Source organism: Streptomyces sp. NPDC002680, from assembly GCF_042889145.1.
Taxonomy (GTDB): Bacteria; Actinomycetota; Actinomycetes; order Streptomycetales; family Streptomycetaceae; genus Streptomyces; species Streptomyces adonidis.
On sequence record NZ_JBIAQP010000002.1, the window covers coordinates 1 to 17,101 of the forward strand.

Sequence of the window (17,101 nt, forward strand, 5' to 3'; positions counted from 1 at the left end):
CCGGCCGGCACCATCCAGCCCCTCCGGCGTTTGAGGAGCGGGGGTTCGGGGGCAGCGCCCCCGAAGGATGGGACGGGTAGGGGCGGCGGGGGCGAAAACCTCACAATCGCCACCCCGCCAACCGCGCACGTACGATGGTGAACATGACCGCTTCGCCTGGCCGCCGTGTCCTGCTCGCCGCCCCCCGAGGCTACTGCGCGGGCGTGGACCGCGCCGTGATCGCCGTCGAGAAGGCCCTCGAACAGTACGGGGCCCCCATCTACGTCCGGCACGAGATCGTGCACAACAAGTACGTCGTACAGACCCTCGAGAAGAAGGGCGCGATCTTCGTCGAGCGGACCGCCGAGGTCCCCGAGGGGTCGATCGTCATGTTCTCCGCGCACGGCGTCGCCCCCGTCGTCCACGACGAGGCCGCCGCGGGCAAACTCGCGACCATCGACGCGACCTGCCCCCTCGTCACCAAGGTCCACAAGGAAGCCGTCCGCTTCGCCAAGGAGGACTACGACATCCTCCTGATCGGTCACGAGGGCCACGAGGAGGTCATCGGCACCTCGGGCGAGGCCCCCGACCACATCACCCTCGTGGACGGCCCCAAGGACGTCTCGAAGGTCGAGGTCCGCGACCCGTCGAGGGTCGTCTGGCTGTCCCAGACCACCCTCTCCGTGGACGAGACGATGGAGACGGTCGACGCCCTCAAGGAGAAGTTCCCGCAGCTCATCTCCCCGCCCAGCGACGACATCTGCTACGCCACGCAGAACCGCCAGCTCGCCGTGAAGCAGATGGGCGAGGACGCGGAGCTGGTGATCGTCGTCGGTTCCAGGAACTCCTCGAACTCGATCCGGCTGGTCGAGGTCGCGAAGCTCGCCGGCGCGCGCGAGGCGTACCTCGTGGACTTCGCCGACGAGATCGACGAGGCCTGGCTGGAGGGCGTGTCGACGGTCGGCGTGACCTCGGGCGCGTCGGTCCCCGAGATCCTGGTGGAGCAGGTCCTGGAGTACCTGTCGCAGCGCGGCTTCGAGGACGTGGAGCTGGTCAAGGCGGCGGAGGAGTCCATCACCTTCTCCCTCCCGAAGGAACTGCGCCGCGACCTGCGCGCGGAGGCGGCGGAACTGGTGGCCCAGCGCACGGGCTCCAACCCCGGCACCCCCGTTACGCCCCCCTCGGGCGAGTGACTGTCAGTCGTACGCCGTAACGTAGAGCCATGCACATCTTTGGCGTGGACATCGGCGGGTCAGGGATCAAGGGCGCCCCTGTGGACCTGGACAGGGGCGACCTCGCGGAGGAGCGCTTCAAGGTGCTGACCCCGCACCCGGCCACGCCCGACGCGGTGGCGGACGGCGTGAAGGAGGTCGTCGGCCACTTCGGCTGGACGGGCCCGGTCGGGATCACCTTCCCGGGTGTCGTCACGGGCGGCTCTACGATCCGTACGGCGGCGAACGTCGACAAGAACTGGATCGACACGGACGCGCGCGCGTTGCTGAGCGACCGGCTGGACGGCCTCCCGGTGACGGTGCTGAACGACGCGGACGCGGCGGGCGTCGCCGAGATGCAGTTCGGCGCGGGCCGCGACCGCAGAGGCACCGTCATCCTCCTGACCTTCGGTACGGGCATCGGCAGCGCCCTCTTCTGCGAGGGCGTCCTGGTCCCGAACACGGAACTGGGCCACCTGGAACTGCACGGCCACGACGCGGAGACCCGCGCGTCCACCAAGGCCAAGGACGACAACGAACTGACGTGGGAGCACTGGGCCCACCGCGTCCAGAAGTATCTGGCGCACGTGGAGATGCTCTTCTCCCCGGAGCTGTTCATCATCGGCGGCGGGGTCAGCCGCAAGTCCGCCAAGTTCCTGCCGCTGATCGAGGGCATCAAGGCGGAGATCGTCCCGGCGCAGCTGCAGAACAACGCGGGGATCGTGGGCGCGGCGATGCGGGCGGCCAAGGAGGCGTAAGGGGCGCAAGAAGTGTAAGGGTGGGCGGTCGGCCGGGAGCGGCCAGAGGCCTCGCGGTCCTCTCGGCTGGGGGCGGCCAAAGGCCCCGCGGTTCTGCCGGCCGGGGGCGGCCAGAGGCCTCGCGGTCCTCTCGGCCGGGGGGCGGCCGAGGGCCTACGTGGTCCGGCCGGCCCGATTTCGCCCCGGCCGCCGGTGGTTCATCAGGCGCACCTTCCGCACGGTCGCGATGACACCCGCGACGAGCGTCCCCCCGTACAGCCACCCGGCCTGGGTGGCGAGTGCGGTGACGATGCCCATCGGGCGGGCGAAGAACCCGTCGCCGTCGGCCACGGGCAGCAGGCCCACGGTGAAGGCGATGGGGACGACGACGGGCGCGGTCACCAGGTCCGCGCCCCGCACCCAGGCCGCGGTCAGCACGCACACCGGCAGGAACAGCACGCCGTACGCCGTCAGGGACGCCCCGAACAGCAGTTGGTCGAGACTGCCGAGCGCGAACATCAGCGCGGCGCAGAACAGCCCGCCGCCGAGCCCGGTGAGCCGGGGGTTCGGCATCCGGCGCAGGGCCTGCACGACCGGCGGGGCGGGCCGTCGGGCGGGGGCCGTGGGGCGCCGGTTTCCGGCCGCCGCCTGCCCGGTGCCTCCCCGGGCGCCGGGTACGGGCCGGGCCGGGCCGGAGTGCGGGGGACGGTGTCGGATCCTGTGTTGCTCCACTGGACCAACCTAGGTCGGCCTGTGCGGGGACCGGCCCTTCAGACACGCCGAAGAAACGCCCGTAGACTGAGGGATCGTCTCCACCCTCCTCACCCTCCTCTCGTACGGGAAGTCGCAACGTGTCGCTCACGATCGGAATCGTCGGTCTGCCGAATGTCGGCAAGTCGACCATGTTCAACGCCCTGACCAAGAACGACGTGCTGGCGGCCAACTACCCGTTCGCCACCATCGAGCCGAACGTCGGCGTGGTCGGCGTCCCGGACGCGCGCCTCGCGTCGCTGGCCGAGATCTTCGGCTCGCAGAAGATCCTTCCGGCGACCGTCGACTTCGTCGACATCGCGGGCATCGTGAAGGGCGCCTCGGAGGGTGAGGGCCTGGGCAACAAGTTCCTCGCGAACATCCGCGAGTCCGACGCGATCTGCCAGGTCATCCGCGCCTTCCAGGACGAGAACGTCGTGCATGTCGACGGCAAGGTCTCGCCCAAGGACGACATCGAGACGATCAACACCGAGCTGATCCTCGCGGACCTCCAGACGATCGAGAAGGTCCTGCCGCGCCTCCAGCGCGAGTCGCGTATCAAGAAGGACATCGGACCGAAGGTCGCCGCGGTCGAGGCGGCGAAGGAGATCCTGGAGAAGGGCGACACCCTGTTCTCCCAGGGCATCGTCCAGGGCTCCGGCAACGAGGAACTCCTCCACGACCTGCACCTCCTCACCACCAAGCCCTTCCTCTACGTCTTCAACGTCGACGAGGACGAGCTGACCGACGAGGACTTCAAGAACGAGCAGCGCGCCCTGGTCGCCCCCGCGGAGGCGATCTTCCTCAACGCGAAGCTGGAGGCGGACCTCGCCGAGCTCGACGAGGAGGAAGCGATGGAGCTCCTGGAGTCGGTGGGCGTCGAGGAGCCCGGCATGGCGACCCTGGCCCGCGTCGGCTTCGACACCCTGGGCCTGCAGACCTACCTGACGGCAGGCCCCAAGGAATCCCGCGCCTGGACCATCAAGAAGGGCGCGACGGCCCCCGAGGCCGCGGGAGTCATCCACACGGACTTCCAGAAGGGCTTCATCAAGGCCGAGGTCATCTCCTTCGCGGACCTGGTCGAAACGGGCTCGGTCGCCGAGGCCCGCGCCAAGGGCAAGGCCCGTATGGAGGGCAAGGAGTATGTGATGCAGGACGGGGACGTGGTGGAGTTCCGCTTCAACAACTGAACTCCACCACGTCGCTGATGTGGTGGAGTTCAATGCCAAAGTTTAAGTGGCCAAGGGGGCCGGGATGGTTCGTCCCGGCCCCGTCGGCGCCCCCCGCTGCCAGGGATTCGTTCCCGGGAGGATGTCCATCATGGAGGGCGTGGGAAGAACCAGCCTCGCCGTCGCTGGTCGTTCGCGCCGGATGTCAAGGCCGAGATTGTAGAGCTGTGCGGGCGGGGTGACCGCTCGGTCGGTCAGATCGCCCCAAGGACTTCGGTCTGACCGACACCGCAGTACGACTGTGGGTCAGTCAGGCCGAGGTCGACGCAGGCGAACGCGAGGGCCTGACTAGGCTCTGAATGCGAGGAGTTGGCCACGCTGCGGCGGGAGAATCGCCGCCTAGCCCAGCTGGGCCGTCGCCCGCACTGCGATCTTCGACTTCATCGAGGGTTGGCACAACTTGCATCGCCTGCCCAGCAGTCTCGACTACCTCAGTCCCGGTGACTACGAGACCGTACTTGAGCCTCACCACCACACCACTGGGTCCGTCAAGCGCCTCGTCTGCCTCATCGCGTAAGACACAGGATTGGGCCTCGAGCGCCGCGCGCTAACGGGATCCTGCGTCAGTACCCGGCGCTATCGTTGAGGCACTTAGCTTGGGCTTTGCCACTACTGGTACTGCTGTCACGCAATGACACGCGAAGGATGGGCGCCGAAGGATGGACAGGTCACGCGTACACATCACCACGGGATCGCGGTCAGGCTCCGGGCTCAGCGCTGGCAAGGGGGTGGCGCGCTAGTGGCCCTCAAAAAGTCGGACCTGTACAGCTCCCTGTGGCGGAGCTGCGACGAGCTGCGCGGCGGCATGGATGCCAGCCAGTACAAGGACTACATCCTGACGCTGCTGTTCGTGAAGTATGTGACGGACAAGGCCAAGTCCGATCCGAACTCCTTGATCGACGTCCCCGCTGGCGGATCCTTCGATGACACGGTCGCCCTCAAGGGTGATAAGGAGATCGGCGACAAGATCAACAAGATCATTGGCAGGCTCGCCGAGGCAAACGGACTTGAGAAGGTCATCGACCTGGCCGACTTCAACGACGAGGAGAAGCTCGGCAAGGGCAAGGAGATGCAGGATCGCCTCTCCAAGCTGGTGACGATCTTCGCTGATCTCGACTTCCGAGGTAGCCGCGCTGAGGGCGACGACCTGCTTGGCGACGCCTACGAGTACCTGATGCGGCACTTCGCAACGGAGTCGGGCAAGTCGAAGGGGCAGTTCTACACCCCGGCCGAGGTCTCCCGGGTACTCGCCAAGGTCGTCGGTATCGGAGCGGGCACCCGGCAGGACCACACGGTCTACGACCCGACGTGCGGGTCCGGCTCGTTGCTCCTCAAGGTCGCTGACGAGGCCCCACGTGGCCTCACCATCTACGGTCAGGAGAAGGACAACGCCACCTGGGCGCTGGCCCAGATGAACATGATCTTGCACGGCTACGAGGACCGTGACATCCGCAAGGGTGACACGATTACCAGCCCAGAGTTCACCCAGGGCGCACGGCTACAGACCTTCGACTTCGCCGTCGCCAATCCGCCGTTCTCGATCAAGTCGTGGAGCAACGGCCTCGAGAACGACTACGGTCGCTTCGAGTTCGGCCGGCCGCCGGAGAAGAACGGCGACTACGCCTTCCTCTTGCACATCCTCAAGTCCCTCAAGAGCAACGGGAAGGCCGCAGTCATCTTGCCGCACGGTGTGCTGTTCCGTGGCCATGCCGAAGCGAACATCCGCAAGGAGCTGCTGCGCCGCGGCTACGTTAAGGGCATCATCGGCCTGCCCGCGAACCTCTTCTACGGCACCGGCATCCCAGCTTGCATCATCATCCTCGACAAGGAGAACGCCCAGGCGCGAACTGGCGTCTTTATGATCGACGCCTCCAAGGGTTTCATGAAGGACGGCAACAAGAACCGCCTCCGCAGCCAGGACATCCACAAGATAGTCGATGTCTTCAACAAGCAGACCGAGATCGAGCGCTACTCGCGTATGGTGCCGCTCCACAAGATCGCCGACCCGAAGAACGACTACAACCTCAACATCCCGCGGTACATCGACTCGTCCGAGCCGGAAGACATCCAGGACCTTCACGCCCACCTTCACGGCGGGATCCCGGACCACGACCTGGACGCACTCAACGGGTACTGGGAGGCATTCCCGAGCCTTCGTGCCACGCTCTTCAAGCCGAACCGCCCCGGCTACAGCGACCTGGCTGTCGGCGTGGCTGAGGTACAACAGGCCATCCTGGACTCCGACGAGTTCCAGAAGTTCGCTATGGACGTCCGCGGCCAGGTTGACGACTGGTTCGCCGCGCACCGGCCGGTTCTGCAAGCGCTCAACTCGGACACTGTTCCCAAGGACCTGATCGCTGGTATCAGTGACGATCTGCTGGCCCGGTTCAAGAACACCCCTCTGCTCGACGAGTACGACGTCTATGAGCAGCTCATGACCTATTGGCACGGCGTCATGCACGACGATGTCTTCCTCGTCATGAACGACGGGTGGTGTGAGGCGGCGAAGCCGCGCAAGACCATCGAGGACAAGGAGCGCAAGCTCTCCGAGACCCCGGACCTTGTCATTGGCTCGGGGCGAAGCGCCGCCAAGTACAAGATGGACCTCATCCCGCCGAGGCTTGTCGTCGCTCGGTACTTCGCGGACGAGCAGTCCAAGGTCGACGCACTGCACGCGGCAGCTGAAGAGGCAAGCCGTGCTGTCGAGGAGTACATCGAGGAGCACGCCGCAGAGGACGGCCTGCTTGCCGAGGCGATGGACGATGGCAAAATCTCCAAAGCTCTCGCTTCGACGCGCCTCAAGGTGGCTCGGTACGAGGGAGCTGACGCGGAGGAGATCAACGCTCTCCAACATCTGATCAAGCTGTACAACGACGAGGCCGTCGCCAAAAAATCCGCAAAGGAAGCCCAGGCCACCCTCGACCTCGCCATTCTTGAGAAGTATGGCGCCCTCACCGAGCCTGAGATCAAGCTGCTTGCGCTCGATGACAAGTGGCACGCCACGATCGCCGACCGAGTCGCTCACGTGGTCGAGTCGCTGACGCTGACCCTGGTTGGCCGGATCCAGGAACTCGGCGAACGATACGCCGCAACGGTCGAAGACCTGGTGACCGATCTCGCGAAGCTGGAAAGCCTCGTGACGGGGCACCTCGCTGACATGGGGGTGCGATGACGTCCGCAGCTCCACGACAGCACTGGCATTCGGTGCCGGTGTCCGACCTGATCACCATTTCGCACGGGTTCGCCTTCAAGGGCGAGTACTTCTCTGAATACGGAAGGGACGCGGTCACCACACCCGGAAACTTTCTGGAAGCGGGCGGGTTTCGCCGCACCGAAACAAAGCAGCGGTACTACAGCGGCAGCATTCCGGAAGCCTACCGGCTCAAGGCCGGAGATCTGATCGTCGCGATGACTGAGCAGGCCGAAGGGCTGCTCGGCAGTACTGCGTTTGTACCGGATGCCGGTAGTTGGCTTCACAATCAGCGAATCGGCCGCATTCGGGCCAAGTCCGATGAGGTTTCACTCAAGTACCTGTACTACGTATTCAACTCTTTCGAGTTTCGAAAGTCGGTTGCTGAAACCGCCGCTGGCACCAAGGTCAAGCACACGTCGCCGGTCAAGTTGGGCACGGTAGAGATCCTTCTGCCGCCGAGAGGCGAGCAGGACCGGATCGCCGGGAAACTTGATGATTGCGACGATATGATTCTGGGGCTCGAACGCCTCATCGCTAAGAAGCAGGAAATCAAGCAAGGGTTCATGCAGCAACTCCTCACCGGTAGATCTAGACTCCCCGGATTTACTGCACCGTGGGAAGAGGACTCCGTCGGAAGCTTCCTAGAATTCAAGAATGGCCTCAACAAGGGAAGCGAGTTTTTTGGTTCAGGAACACCGATTGTGAACTTCATGGACGTTATGAACGGCCCATTAATCACTGCCACCGATCTACTAGGGCGAGTGACCCTCAGTCGGGATGAGCGTAGGCGCTTTTCTGCTAAGAAGGGGGACATTTTCTTTACGAGAACTTCAGAAACTGTGGAGGAAGTCGGCACCGCGGCCGTTCTTGTCGAAGATGTACAAGATGCGGCCTTCAGCGGTTTTATCCTGCGCGGGCGTCCACGCGCAACGGATTGTGACCCTCGATTTCTTGCCTATCTATTCCAAACCGACAGAGTTCGGAGACAAGTTACTTCAGCCGCTACATATACAACTCGCGCATTGACTAACGGCAGATCGTTGAGCCGGATTGTTGTACAAGTTCCATCGTTGGATGAGCAGCGCGCGATCGGCTCAGTCCTCGAAGATAATGAGTCTGAGCTCTCCGCTCTCGAGGAACGACTCAAGAAAGCCGTCGACATCAAACTGGGCATGATGCAACAGCTCCTGACCGGCCGTACTCGCCTGCCTGTCAAGGAGGGTGCAGCATGAGTAACGTTGGGCAACCCGAGCGCAAGACTCAAGACCGCGTCGTCGAGCTGTTCCGGGACTCGTTGGGCTACGAGTACCTCGGGAACTGGGGGTACCGTGCAGCAAATTCCAACGTAGATGTGGAACTGCTCACGCAAAACCTCCGCGCTCGGAACTACAGCGACGAACTCATCAACAAGGCGATCGACAACCTGAAGAGCGACGCCTCGCTCGGTGGCGGTCGTGATCTGTACGAGGCGAACCGAGACGTCTACGGCCTGCTCCGGTACGGCGTGAAAGTTAAGCCCGGTGTCGGCGAGCAGACACAGACGGTCTGGCTTATCGACTGGGCGCGCCCCGAAGCCAACCACTTCGCCCTGGCCGAGGAAGTGACGGTGCTGGGGCAGCACACGAAGCGCCCAGACATCGTGCTGTACGTCAACGGCATCGCCTTCGGGACGATCGAGCTCAAGCGCTCGAAGGTCGCCGTCTCTGAAGGTATCCGGCAGAGCATCGGGAACCAGCGTCCCGAGTTCATTCGGTCATTCTTCACGACGGTGCAACTCGTCATGGCCGGCAACGACGTGGAGGGGTTGCGTTACAGCGCTATCGACACGCCGGAGAAGTACTGGCTCGCATGGCGTGAACCGTCCGACATCGCCGATCCCCTCGATCGTTCCTTGACTCAGCTCTGCTCGAAGGAGCGTCTGCTTGAGCTGGTTCACGACTTCATGGTTTTTGACGCGGGACAGAAGAAGACGTGTCGGCACAACCAGTACTTCGGCGTCAAGGCGGCTCAGGAGCGGATCGCCAAGCGCGAGGGCGGCATCATCTGGCATACCCAGGGCTCCGGCAAGTCGCTGACGATGGTGTGGTTGGCTAAGTGGATCCGGGAGTCTCAGGTTGGGACAAACCCACGGGTCTTGCTGATCACCGACCGGACCGAACTGGACGATCAGATTCAGAAGGTCTTTCAGGGAGTCAACGAGGCCATCTACCGGACCAAGAGCGGCGCTGACCTCCTCTCCACATTGAATGCGAGCGAGGAGTGGCTGGTCTGCTCGCTGGTTCACAAGTTCCGCGGCTCGGAAGACGACAACGCCCGCGATGAAGCTGAGAGCGAGTTCATCCGTGAACTCAAAGCGACTGTCCCCAAGGACTTTCAGGCCAAGGGCAACATCTTCGTCTTCGTAGACGAAGCCCACCGTACACAGTCGGGCAAGATGCATGACGCCATGAAGGCGCTCATGCCTGGTGCCATGTTCATCGGCTTCACCGGCACACCTCTTCTCAAGGAGGACAAGGACACCACTGTCCAGCGGTTTGGCAGCTTCATTCACACCTACAAGTTCAACGAGGGCGTTGCAGACGGCGTCGTGCTCGACCTGCGGTACGAGGCGCGCAACATCGACCAGGACCTGACCTCGCCTGAGAAGGTCGACCAGTGGTTTGAGGCCAAGACCCGCGGCATGACGGATCTCTCCCGCGCTGAGCTCAAGAAGCGCTGGGGCACCATTCAGAAAGTCGTCAGCTCGGAGCCACGAGCCCGGCAGATAGTCAACGACATCCTGTTCGATATGGAGATCAAGCCGCGTCTGTTGGATGGCCGCGGCAACGCCATTCTTGTCAGTCAGAGCATCTACCAGGCATGTAAGTTCTACGAGCTGTTCACTCAGGCCGGGTTCAAGGGCAAGTGCGCCATCATCACGTCGTACACACCGCAGGTGAGTGACATTACCAAGGAAGACTCAGGCCACGGCGCGACCGAACGGCTGCGCCAGTATGAGATCTACCGGAAGATGCTCGTTGATCACTTTGAAGAGCCTGCCGATAAGGCAATGGGCAAGGGCAAGGTCGAGCAGTTCGAGAGAGACGTCAAGGAACGTTTCATCAATGACCCGGGCCAGATGCGGCTGCTCATCGTCGTCGACAAGCTCCTGACGGGCTTCGACGCCCCGAGCGCGACGTACCTGTACATCGACAAGAAGATGCAGGACCACGGTCTGTTCCAGGCGATCTGCCGGGTCAATCGCCTCGACGGCGAGGACAAGGACTACGGCTACATCGTCGACTACCGTGACCTGTTCAACTCCCTTGAGTCCGCGATCACGGACTACACTGGCGGTGCTCTCGAAGGCTACGAATCGAAGGACGTCGAAGGGCTGCTGTCGGATCGGATCGACAAGGCCCGTGACGACCTTGATGAGGCCCTGGAGAAGATCCGCGCGCTCTGCGAGCCGGTCGAACCACCAAAGAACACCCTCCAATACCAGCAGTACTTCTGCGCCAGGGAACAGGGCAACACCCAGCAGCTCAAGACCAACGAACCCAAGCGGGTTGAGCTCTACAAGTCTGTGGCGGCCGTGACCCGCGCGTACGGCAACCTCGCTAACGAAATGCAGGCCGCTGGGTACAGCGACGCCGAAGCCGCAGCGATCAAGGACGAGATCGCTCACTACGCCAACGTGCGTGAAGAGGTGAAGCTCGGTGCTGGTGAGAACGTCGATTTCAAGCAGTACGAGGCCGGCATGCGGCACCTGCTGGACACCTACATCAGTGCCAGCCCTTCCGAGGTGGTCTCTGACTTCCAGGAAGCCGGGCTGATCCAGTTGATCGTCGAGATGGGAGCCGGCGCGCTCGATAAGCTTCCCGCGGGTATCAAGAAGGACCCGGAAGCGGTGGCAGAAACGATCACCAACAACATGCGCGTGGTGATCATCGACGAGCGCCCGATGAACCCGAAGTACTATGACAAGATGTCGGAGCTGCTCGACGCCATACTTGAGGAACGTCGGCAGAATGCTCTGGACTGCAAGGCGTACCTCGCGAAGCTCCTGGAACACGCGTCCAAGCTTGGCAAGGGCGAGTCGGACACCAAGTACCCGGAGTGGGCTGACAATGGTGCTCGCCGCGCTCTGATTGATTTCTTCGGTGAGTCACCGGAGCTGGCCGCGGTTGTGGACACCACAATCCTCCATACCAAGCCCGACTCGTGGGTGGGCAACGCGATGAAGGAGAAGAAGGTCAGGCGCGCGCTTGCGCACGCACTGACCGTCGACTTCGACCGGCTTGATGAGCTGCTGGAACTGCTGAAGGCCCACCGTGAGTACCGCTAGCGCCTCTCTCGCTATCCGTGGCATCGATGTTGAGGTCATCTACAAGAACATCAAGAACCTGCACATCGGCGTCTATCCACCACTGGGACGCGTCCGCGTAGCGGCGCCGCACCAGCTCGACAATGAGCAGGTGCGACTCGCTGTAATCCAACGCCTACCGTGGATCAAAGAGCAGCGCGAGCAACTGCGATCAGCAGCACGGCAGTCCACGCGAGAAATGGTCACAGGCGAGTCCCACTATGTGTGGGGCGTTCGTCGCAGGATGAAGGTCGTGGAACGTCCCGGGCGGGCTCACTTCGAGCTAGACGGTGAACGACTGCTGCTATACGTCCCGGTCGGCACAACGGCTGAACGACGCCGGGAGCTGCTCGACCGTTGGTACCGGGAACAGCTTCGACATGTGGTCCCGGATTTGATTGCCAAGTGGGAACGCGTACTCGAAGTGTCGGTGCCGCGGTGGAATATCAAGCGTATGAAGACCAAATGGGGCTCGTGCAATCGCGAGACCGGGCACATCTGGTTCAACGTCGAGCTTGCCAAGAAGCCCCCAGGCTGCCTCGAGTACATCGTTGTCCACGAGATGACGCACTATCTTGAACGTAATCATGGTGAGCGCTTCACCAAGCTCATGGAGAGATTTATTCCGAATTGGCGGAATCTTCGAGATCAGCTAAATGAAGCGCCGCTCGCAGAGGAAGAGTGGGTATAAGGATGCAAGAAAAATAGTCCATCATGGGGCAATATGACGTAAACGGGATCACGGTGCGGGCGGCGGCGTGATTCGCCAGGCTGGTACACGGTCGTGAGTCGAGGGCGTCGCGATCGTGCTGTCAGAGCGAGGCGATAGGGTTCGAACTCAGTTCGACCGAAGTGCGGGTGTCCGCCCCAGAATCGGAGGCTCGACCCGGTGAAGTTCATTGTCCTGCCCCAAGGCACGCCGGTGCGCTCAGGCCCCGAGGCTGCGGTCCTAGTAGTTGATGACTGGGATGACTTCGGCTTCCGCACTAGCTATACGCTTTGGTACCGAGACTCGCAGACGCAGGTGAACCTTGGTTTCGTCAAGGTCGCTGTTGCCGGGCAGGAAGATGGCCCCAGTCCTATCCGTGCCGGGGTTTACGATGGCTCGCCACCGGGTGAACTCTTCTCACTCGGGCAGAGCGATCTCTACTACGACAACATCAAGAAGCTCGGACACGACAGGCGCGAAGAGATCCTCCGAGGGCTCTCTGACGTGGCGTACAATCCCGGCCTTCTTGAGACCGCTATGCAGTACCCAGTGACCCGCGCGTCACTGTTGCGGACGATTGAGGAACAGACGGTCAGGGCGCAGTTCAACCGGATCGCCCGTGGCGGAGTCCGACTGACCGAGTACCGGTTCCGCTACACCGCACCGGGGCATGGCGCTGATGGCACTCTTGATTTCAAGGTCGATCCTGACTCCAGGCCGTCTAGCAATATCCACGTCCTCATCGGCCGCAACGGGGTTGGCAAGACAACCTTGCTGCGGAATCTCGCCGCCGCGGTTGTCTTGCCCGAGAGGTACGCGGAATTCGGCCGCGTGGATGTGCTCCCGACGTCCACGTCCACAAACGGCGAGCGGTTCGTGAATGTAGTCTCGGTCACCTTCAGCGCGTTCGATCCCTTCGTCGAAGTGGTCGAGGAGAGTGATCCCCCAGCGGTGAAGTACACCTACGTTGGCCTGCAAAGCACGTCGCTCGATGATCTGTCCACCGGCACCCAGCAGCAACGACTGCAAGCGGCTTTCAGCGCTGGAGTCCACGCCGTCATCAACTCGCGCGACCTCATGCGCTGGCGCGACGCCATGATGCTGCTGAGCCGTGACCCGCAGTTCGCGGACTCCGCTGTCGCGGCCTACGCCCGCGACATACGGGCCGGCATGAAAGTTACGGACTCCGACGTGCGTGACCTGACCGCTGCCTTTGGGCGGATGAGCTCAGGTCACGCGATCGTGGTGCTGACCATGACACAACTCGTGCACCTCGTGGCGGAGCAGTCCCTGGTCCTGGTGGACGAGCCCGAGGCTCACTTGCATCCCCCACTGCTGGCTTCCTTCATACAGGCGCTGTCCAACCTGTTGGCCGCCCGCAATGGTGTCGCCGTGGTCGCTACACACTCGCCTGTTGTCCTGCAGGCGATGCCACAGTCCTGTGTCTACAAGCTCATACGCCAGGGCGAGAGCAGCCGCGTCGAGCGCCCGCTGATTGAGACATACGGTGAGAACGTGGGCGTGCTGACCCACGAGGTATTCGGGCTGGAGGTGATGGAGTCCGGCTTCTATGCCGAGATCCGCAGAGCGGTGGCCGCACTGGACTCATACGAAGAGGTTGTCGCCCACTTCGACGGCAAGCTCGGCGGAGAGGCAAAGGGGCTGGTCCGGATCCTCCTCGCAGAGAAGACGGATGGGCCCCTTTGATGTGGCCCCTTAAGATCCCCATGCGCAAGGCGAGTGACAGCTACCGGGCATGCGTCGCCCGCAGCACCACGGCGGAAGGGCGGCGCGAGCGGCTGCTCAAGGCGGCCGACACCGTGCAGAAGGCTGGCCAGGTGCTACGCGATGCCGCCGCTAGTAGGAACCTGCACGACCTTGACTCCAAGGGTTTTACAGTTCCCGAATTTGCTGGTGGCACCTTCGTGGCCTGGGCGTACGGCAACGGCATGCAGACCGTCGAGGGACGGGTGATCCGCGACGAGCTGATGGCCGCTCCACCCAACGAACGATGCCCGTTATGCCGACAGGGCACCGTCCGCCAGCTCGACCACTTCATGCCGAAGAGCCTCTTCCCCGCACTGTGTGTAGATCCGCTTAACCTCGTCCCTGTCTGCGAGCGTTGCAATTTAATCAAGGGCAACAAGCGTCCAGACAGCGCCGAGAACACGCTCCTGCATCCGTACCTGGACCGGATATCCCACGAGAGTTGGCTGGACGCACGAACGCTCCATGGTTCCGGCACGGTGCAACTGCGTTTCTTCGTCAGCCCACCGGTGTCCTGGGACGCCACGCTCATCGCCCGGGCCAAGAACCACTTCACGCTCTTCGAGCTCGGGACGCGCTACGCCATCGAAGCCAACCGCGTGATCTCAGACATCACGTATGGCATTGACAGGCAGCGCAAACGCGGTGGCGCACGCATGGTTCGTGACTACCTACAGGAGCAAGCAGAGACTCGGCTCGCCGTCGACCTCAACAGCTGTGAGGGCGTCACCTACCGGACACTCGCAGCCGACGACTTCTACTGTCACGGGCCCTCGACGCGGGACACTCCCAGCTTAGTGGCCCCAAAATGAGGCCGTTAGTACGCGAATGGGCCGGTCGTCGGAATTCGTCGGTTGCTAGACGGTGCGGATGACTGGGGCGGGTTTGATGTCCTGGGCGTCGATGAGGGTGCGGATGTCGTCCGGGTCCGAGGTCCAGATGATGGCGCCGAGGCTGGCGGCCATGGTCACGACGGTGGCGTCGACGATGTCGGAGGTGCCGGCCTTGCCGCAGAGGATGCCTGCGGTTTTGGCGGTTTCGAGGCCGACGGGTACGACGTGGCAGCCGGCGAGGAACTTGCCGAGTCTGACCTGGCGGCGGGAGTCCCGCCATGCCTGGCTGACGACGACGGACGGGACGTGGATGTCGCGGCCGTCTTCGAGGGCCAGGTTGTGGCGGGCCCACATGCGGCGGTCGTCGTTGTCGATGGCGATGAGTACCCCGGCGTCGTACAGGTAGGGGATGTTCACGCGGCTGAGGCTCCCGAACTGCTGAGGTACTCGGCGTCGGCGGCGGCCAGGTCTGCGCGGGCGGCGGCGAGCTCTTCCGGGGTGAAGGCGCCGTGTTCGGCCTGCCACTCCTGGATGACGGCCCGGCCGGCACGCAGCCGCAGCTCGCGTTCGGCGGCTCCGGCGACGAGGCGGGAGAGTGGGATGCCTTCTTCCTCGGCGGCTCCGGCCAGGGCTTCGACCAGGGTTTCGTCGAGAGTGATAGTCACCTTCTTGGTAGCCATACATCAACCATAGCGTGGTATGGCCTTCGGTGTGGATCTGCGGATCACGTGCCAGCGAGCGGAGGGTGCGAGCGCATACAGCAAGGAGGTCCCTCGCCGACTCGATGGCCCGCGGGGCTGCGGGGGAGGGTAGGTCCACATTCCCCGGAAAGGGCGGATTAGTGATGAATATCTTGCTCGGCCATGAGGTAGCGGTGCACGGTTTCGAGCACGGGCCGGGCGAAGGATCGGGGCTTGCGTGGCGAGCGTTTTTCAGAGGTGCAAGAAGGATGTCCGGGACCGGAACTTCCCCTGTGATCGTCCGAGGTGTCGACATGGGTGGACGGTGCGCTACCGGGAGCCGGGAGGCAGGCGCGGGCGGCAGCGGGAGAGGTCGTTTCCCCGTCGGGTGGGTTCGGATGGTGCGGACGCTTTCGCCGACAAGGTCGAGAACGACAAGAAGGCTGGCATTCGCTTCGATCCTGCGCGTGGGCTTGTGCCGTTGCGGCTCTGGGCTCAGGAGTGGCTGGACCGACGGGTTATTGGCGAGTCGACGCGCCGCAACTACGAAGGGTTCATCCATAACCATCTCGTGCCGCGCCTGGGGCGGAAGATGCTGGCCGGGCTGGCGCGGCGCGATTTCGAGGAGTTCGCCAGGGACGTGCATGCCTCCGGTGCCGGGTTGGCGGTCTCCACGGTCAATGACCGGATGGTAATGGTGGCCGCGATGCTGGAGGCGGCCGTCGTTGGCAAACGCATCCCGGACAATCCCGCGCGCGGCATCCGGATATCCCGGGCGGCCCCGTGCGCGGTGGACGAGGACGAGATTCCCACGCTGAGCGAGGTCGATCTGATCGCGCAGCACATCTCACCGCAGTACCGGCTCGCGGTCTACTTGCAGTCGGGTACCGGCCAGCGCCCCAGCGAGGCCCTGGCCTTCTCCACCGAGTGCCGACGGTCTGGTTTCGTCAGGGTCCGCTGGCAGGTCAGTGCCAAGGCTCGCCGCGATGACTGTCGCACGATCTTCGTGCCGCTCAAGCACCGGGCGGAGGGTGAGTACCGGGACATTCCGATAGCCTCGTTCGTCGAGCAGGAGATCGACGACCACATGTCGCGGTGGAAGCCGGTGCCCGTGGCCTTCGCCGATCAGCGGGGCAGGCCACGGCGGCTGGAGGTCTTCTTCACCCCGCGCCAGCGTGGCAAGGGCGTGATGCCCACCGCCTCCACCTACGGCTACCACTTCAAGAAGGCGTGCCTGTCGGCCGGCCTGGTCGACTTGGAGGGCAAGGCCAAGTACACGCCCGGCAGTCTGCGGCACTTCTTCGCCTCGACCGCGATGGCGAACGGTGTACCGATCCGCGAGGTCTCGCGCTGGCTCGGCCATAAGTCGATCAAGACCACCGTGGACATCTACGGTCACCTCGTCCCCGAGGCGTGGGATCGTTGTCGAGACATCATGCAGAACGCCATGCGCCCCGCGGTTGAGGACTCGGAGGAGTCTGCCTCCGCGGCTGGACGTGCTGGATGTGTTGGATCGGCCCCGACGGTGCTGGATGGGTGCTGGATACGATCGTTCGAAGGGACGTTTCAGCAGGTGAGAGCACTGTATTGAATGTTCCGCTTCAACGTCTGAACTCCACCACGTCGCTGACCTGGAGTAATGGGATTTGTCTTCTGTGACGGCCTCGA

13 protein-coding genes are annotated in these 17,101 nt (G+C 63.3%); 10 read left to right on the forward strand and 3 right to left on the reverse strand.

Features of this window, described 5'->3' with window-relative positions:
- The first annotated feature begins 134 nt into the window (after positions 1 to 134).
- Positions 135 to 1,172 carry a 4-hydroxy-3-methylbut-2-enyl diphosphate reductase gene (locus ACFYXF_RS06650; protein ID WP_389348482.1) on the forward strand — a complete coding sequence of 346 codons (1,038 nt, stop codon included), beginning with the start codon at positions 135 to 137 and terminating at the stop codon, positions 1,170 to 1,172.
- A gap of 29 nt (positions 1,173 to 1,201) precedes the next feature.
- On the forward strand, positions 1,202 to 1,948 hold the full coding sequence (ppgK, locus tag ACFYXF_RS06655; RefSeq protein ID WP_389348483.1) for a polyphosphate--glucose phosphotransferase: 747 nt from the start codon (positions 1,202 to 1,204) through the stop codon (positions 1,946 to 1,948).
- Between the two features lie 153 nt (positions 1,949 to 2,101).
- Here the strand turns inward: ppgK and ACFYXF_RS06660 are convergent, their stop codons facing one another.
- Complete coding sequence (locus tag ACFYXF_RS06660) at positions 2,102 to 2,659, reverse strand: DUF6542 domain-containing protein (RefSeq protein ID WP_389348484.1); 558 nt, start codon at positions 2,657 to 2,659, stop codon at positions 2,102 to 2,104.
- Positions 2,660 to 2,778: 119 nt separating this feature from the next.
- On the opposite strand from ACFYXF_RS06660, the gene ychF reads away from it, so the two are divergent.
- The 7 genes from ychF to ACFYXF_RS06695 all read left to right on the forward strand — a co-directional run bounded on the left by ychF (position 2,779) and on the right by ACFYXF_RS06695 (position 14,732).
- Complete coding sequence (gene ychF, locus ACFYXF_RS06665) at positions 2,779 to 3,867, forward strand: redox-regulated ATPase YchF (protein ID WP_389348485.1); 1,089 nt, start codon at positions 2,779 to 2,781, stop codon at positions 3,865 to 3,867.
- A gap of 778 nt (positions 3,868 to 4,645) precedes the next feature.
- Positions 4,646 to 7,078 carry a type I restriction-modification system subunit M gene (locus ACFYXF_RS06670; RefSeq protein WP_389348486.1) on the forward strand — a complete coding sequence of 811 codons (2,433 nt, stop codon included), beginning with the start codon at positions 4,646 to 4,648 and terminating at the stop codon, positions 7,076 to 7,078.
- Entirely contained in the window at positions 7,075 to 8,331 is a 1,257-nt protein-coding gene (locus ACFYXF_RS06675; RefSeq protein ID WP_389348487.1) for a restriction endonuclease subunit S, read from the forward strand. The genes ACFYXF_RS06670 and ACFYXF_RS06675 overlap by 4 nt, the downstream gene beginning before the upstream one ends.
- Positions 8,328 to 11,426: a type I restriction endonuclease subunit R gene (locus ACFYXF_RS06680; RefSeq protein ID WP_389348488.1), complete on the forward strand. Its 3,099-nt coding sequence runs from the start codon at positions 8,328 to 8,330 to the stop codon at positions 11,424 to 11,426. Before ACFYXF_RS06675 ends, ACFYXF_RS06680 begins: the two co-directional genes overlap by 4 nt.
- Entirely contained in the window at positions 11,413 to 12,135 is a 723-nt protein-coding gene (locus ACFYXF_RS06685) for a M48 family metallopeptidase (RefSeq protein ID WP_389348489.1), read from the forward strand. The genes ACFYXF_RS06680 and ACFYXF_RS06685 overlap by 14 nt, the downstream gene beginning before the upstream one ends.
- A gap of 198 nt (positions 12,136 to 12,333) precedes the next feature.
- Entirely contained in the window at positions 12,334 to 13,860 is a 1,527-nt protein-coding gene (locus ACFYXF_RS06690; protein WP_389348490.1) for an AAA family ATPase, read from the forward strand.
- Positions 13,861 to 13,880: 20 nt separating this feature from the next.
- Positions 13,881 to 14,732, forward strand: coding sequence for an HNH endonuclease (locus ACFYXF_RS06695; RefSeq protein WP_389348491.1), 852 nt, complete (start codon positions 13,881 to 13,883; stop codon positions 14,730 to 14,732).
- A gap of 45 nt (positions 14,733 to 14,777) precedes the next feature.
- Here the strand turns inward: ACFYXF_RS06695 and ACFYXF_RS06700 are convergent, their stop codons facing one another.
- Positions 14,778 to 15,170 carry a PIN domain-containing protein gene (locus ACFYXF_RS06700; RefSeq protein ID WP_389348492.1) on the reverse strand — a complete coding sequence of 131 codons (393 nt, stop codon included), beginning with the start codon at positions 15,168 to 15,170 and terminating at the stop codon, positions 14,778 to 14,780.
- Positions 15,167 to 15,433, reverse strand: a complete 267-nt coding sequence (locus ACFYXF_RS06705; protein ID WP_043443528.1) for a hypothetical protein — start codon at positions 15,431 to 15,433, stop codon at positions 15,167 to 15,169. The genes ACFYXF_RS06700 and ACFYXF_RS06705 overlap by 4 nt, the downstream gene beginning before the upstream one ends.
- Positions 15,434 to 15,821: 388 nt before the next feature.
- On the opposite strand from ACFYXF_RS06705, the gene ACFYXF_RS06710 reads away from it, so the two are divergent.
- Positions 15,822 to 17,024 (forward strand): tyrosine-type recombinase/integrase, encoded by a 1,203-nt coding sequence (locus ACFYXF_RS06710; protein WP_389348493.1) that lies wholly within the window; start codon positions 15,822 to 15,824, stop codon positions 17,022 to 17,024.
- Positions 17,025 to 17,101: the final 77 nt, after the last annotated feature.

Bases quoted from the DNA above. Each gene is read 5' to 3' on its own strand.
- ACFYXF_RS06650 (WP_389348482.1), top strand. From the start codon at position 135: ATGGTGAACATGACCGCTTCGCCTGGCCGCCGTGTCCTGCTCGCCGCC.
- ppgK (WP_389348483.1), top strand. From the start codon at position 1,202: ATGCACATCTTTGGCGTGGACATCGGCGGGTCAGGGATCAAGGGCGCC.
- ACFYXF_RS06675 (WP_389348487.1), top strand. From the start codon at position 7,075: ATGACGTCCGCAGCTCCACGACAGCACTGGCATTCGGTGCCGGTGTCC.
- ACFYXF_RS06680 (WP_389348488.1), top strand. From the start codon at position 8,328: ATGAGTAACGTTGGGCAACCCGAGCGCAAGACTCAAGACCGCGTCGTC.
- ACFYXF_RS06695 (WP_389348491.1), top strand. From the start codon at position 13,881: ATGCGCAAGGCGAGTGACAGCTACCGGGCATGCGTCGCCCGCAGCACC.
- ACFYXF_RS06705 (WP_043443528.1), bottom strand. From the start codon at position 15,433: ATGGCTACCAAGAAGGTGACTATCACTCTCGACGAAACCCTGGTCGAA.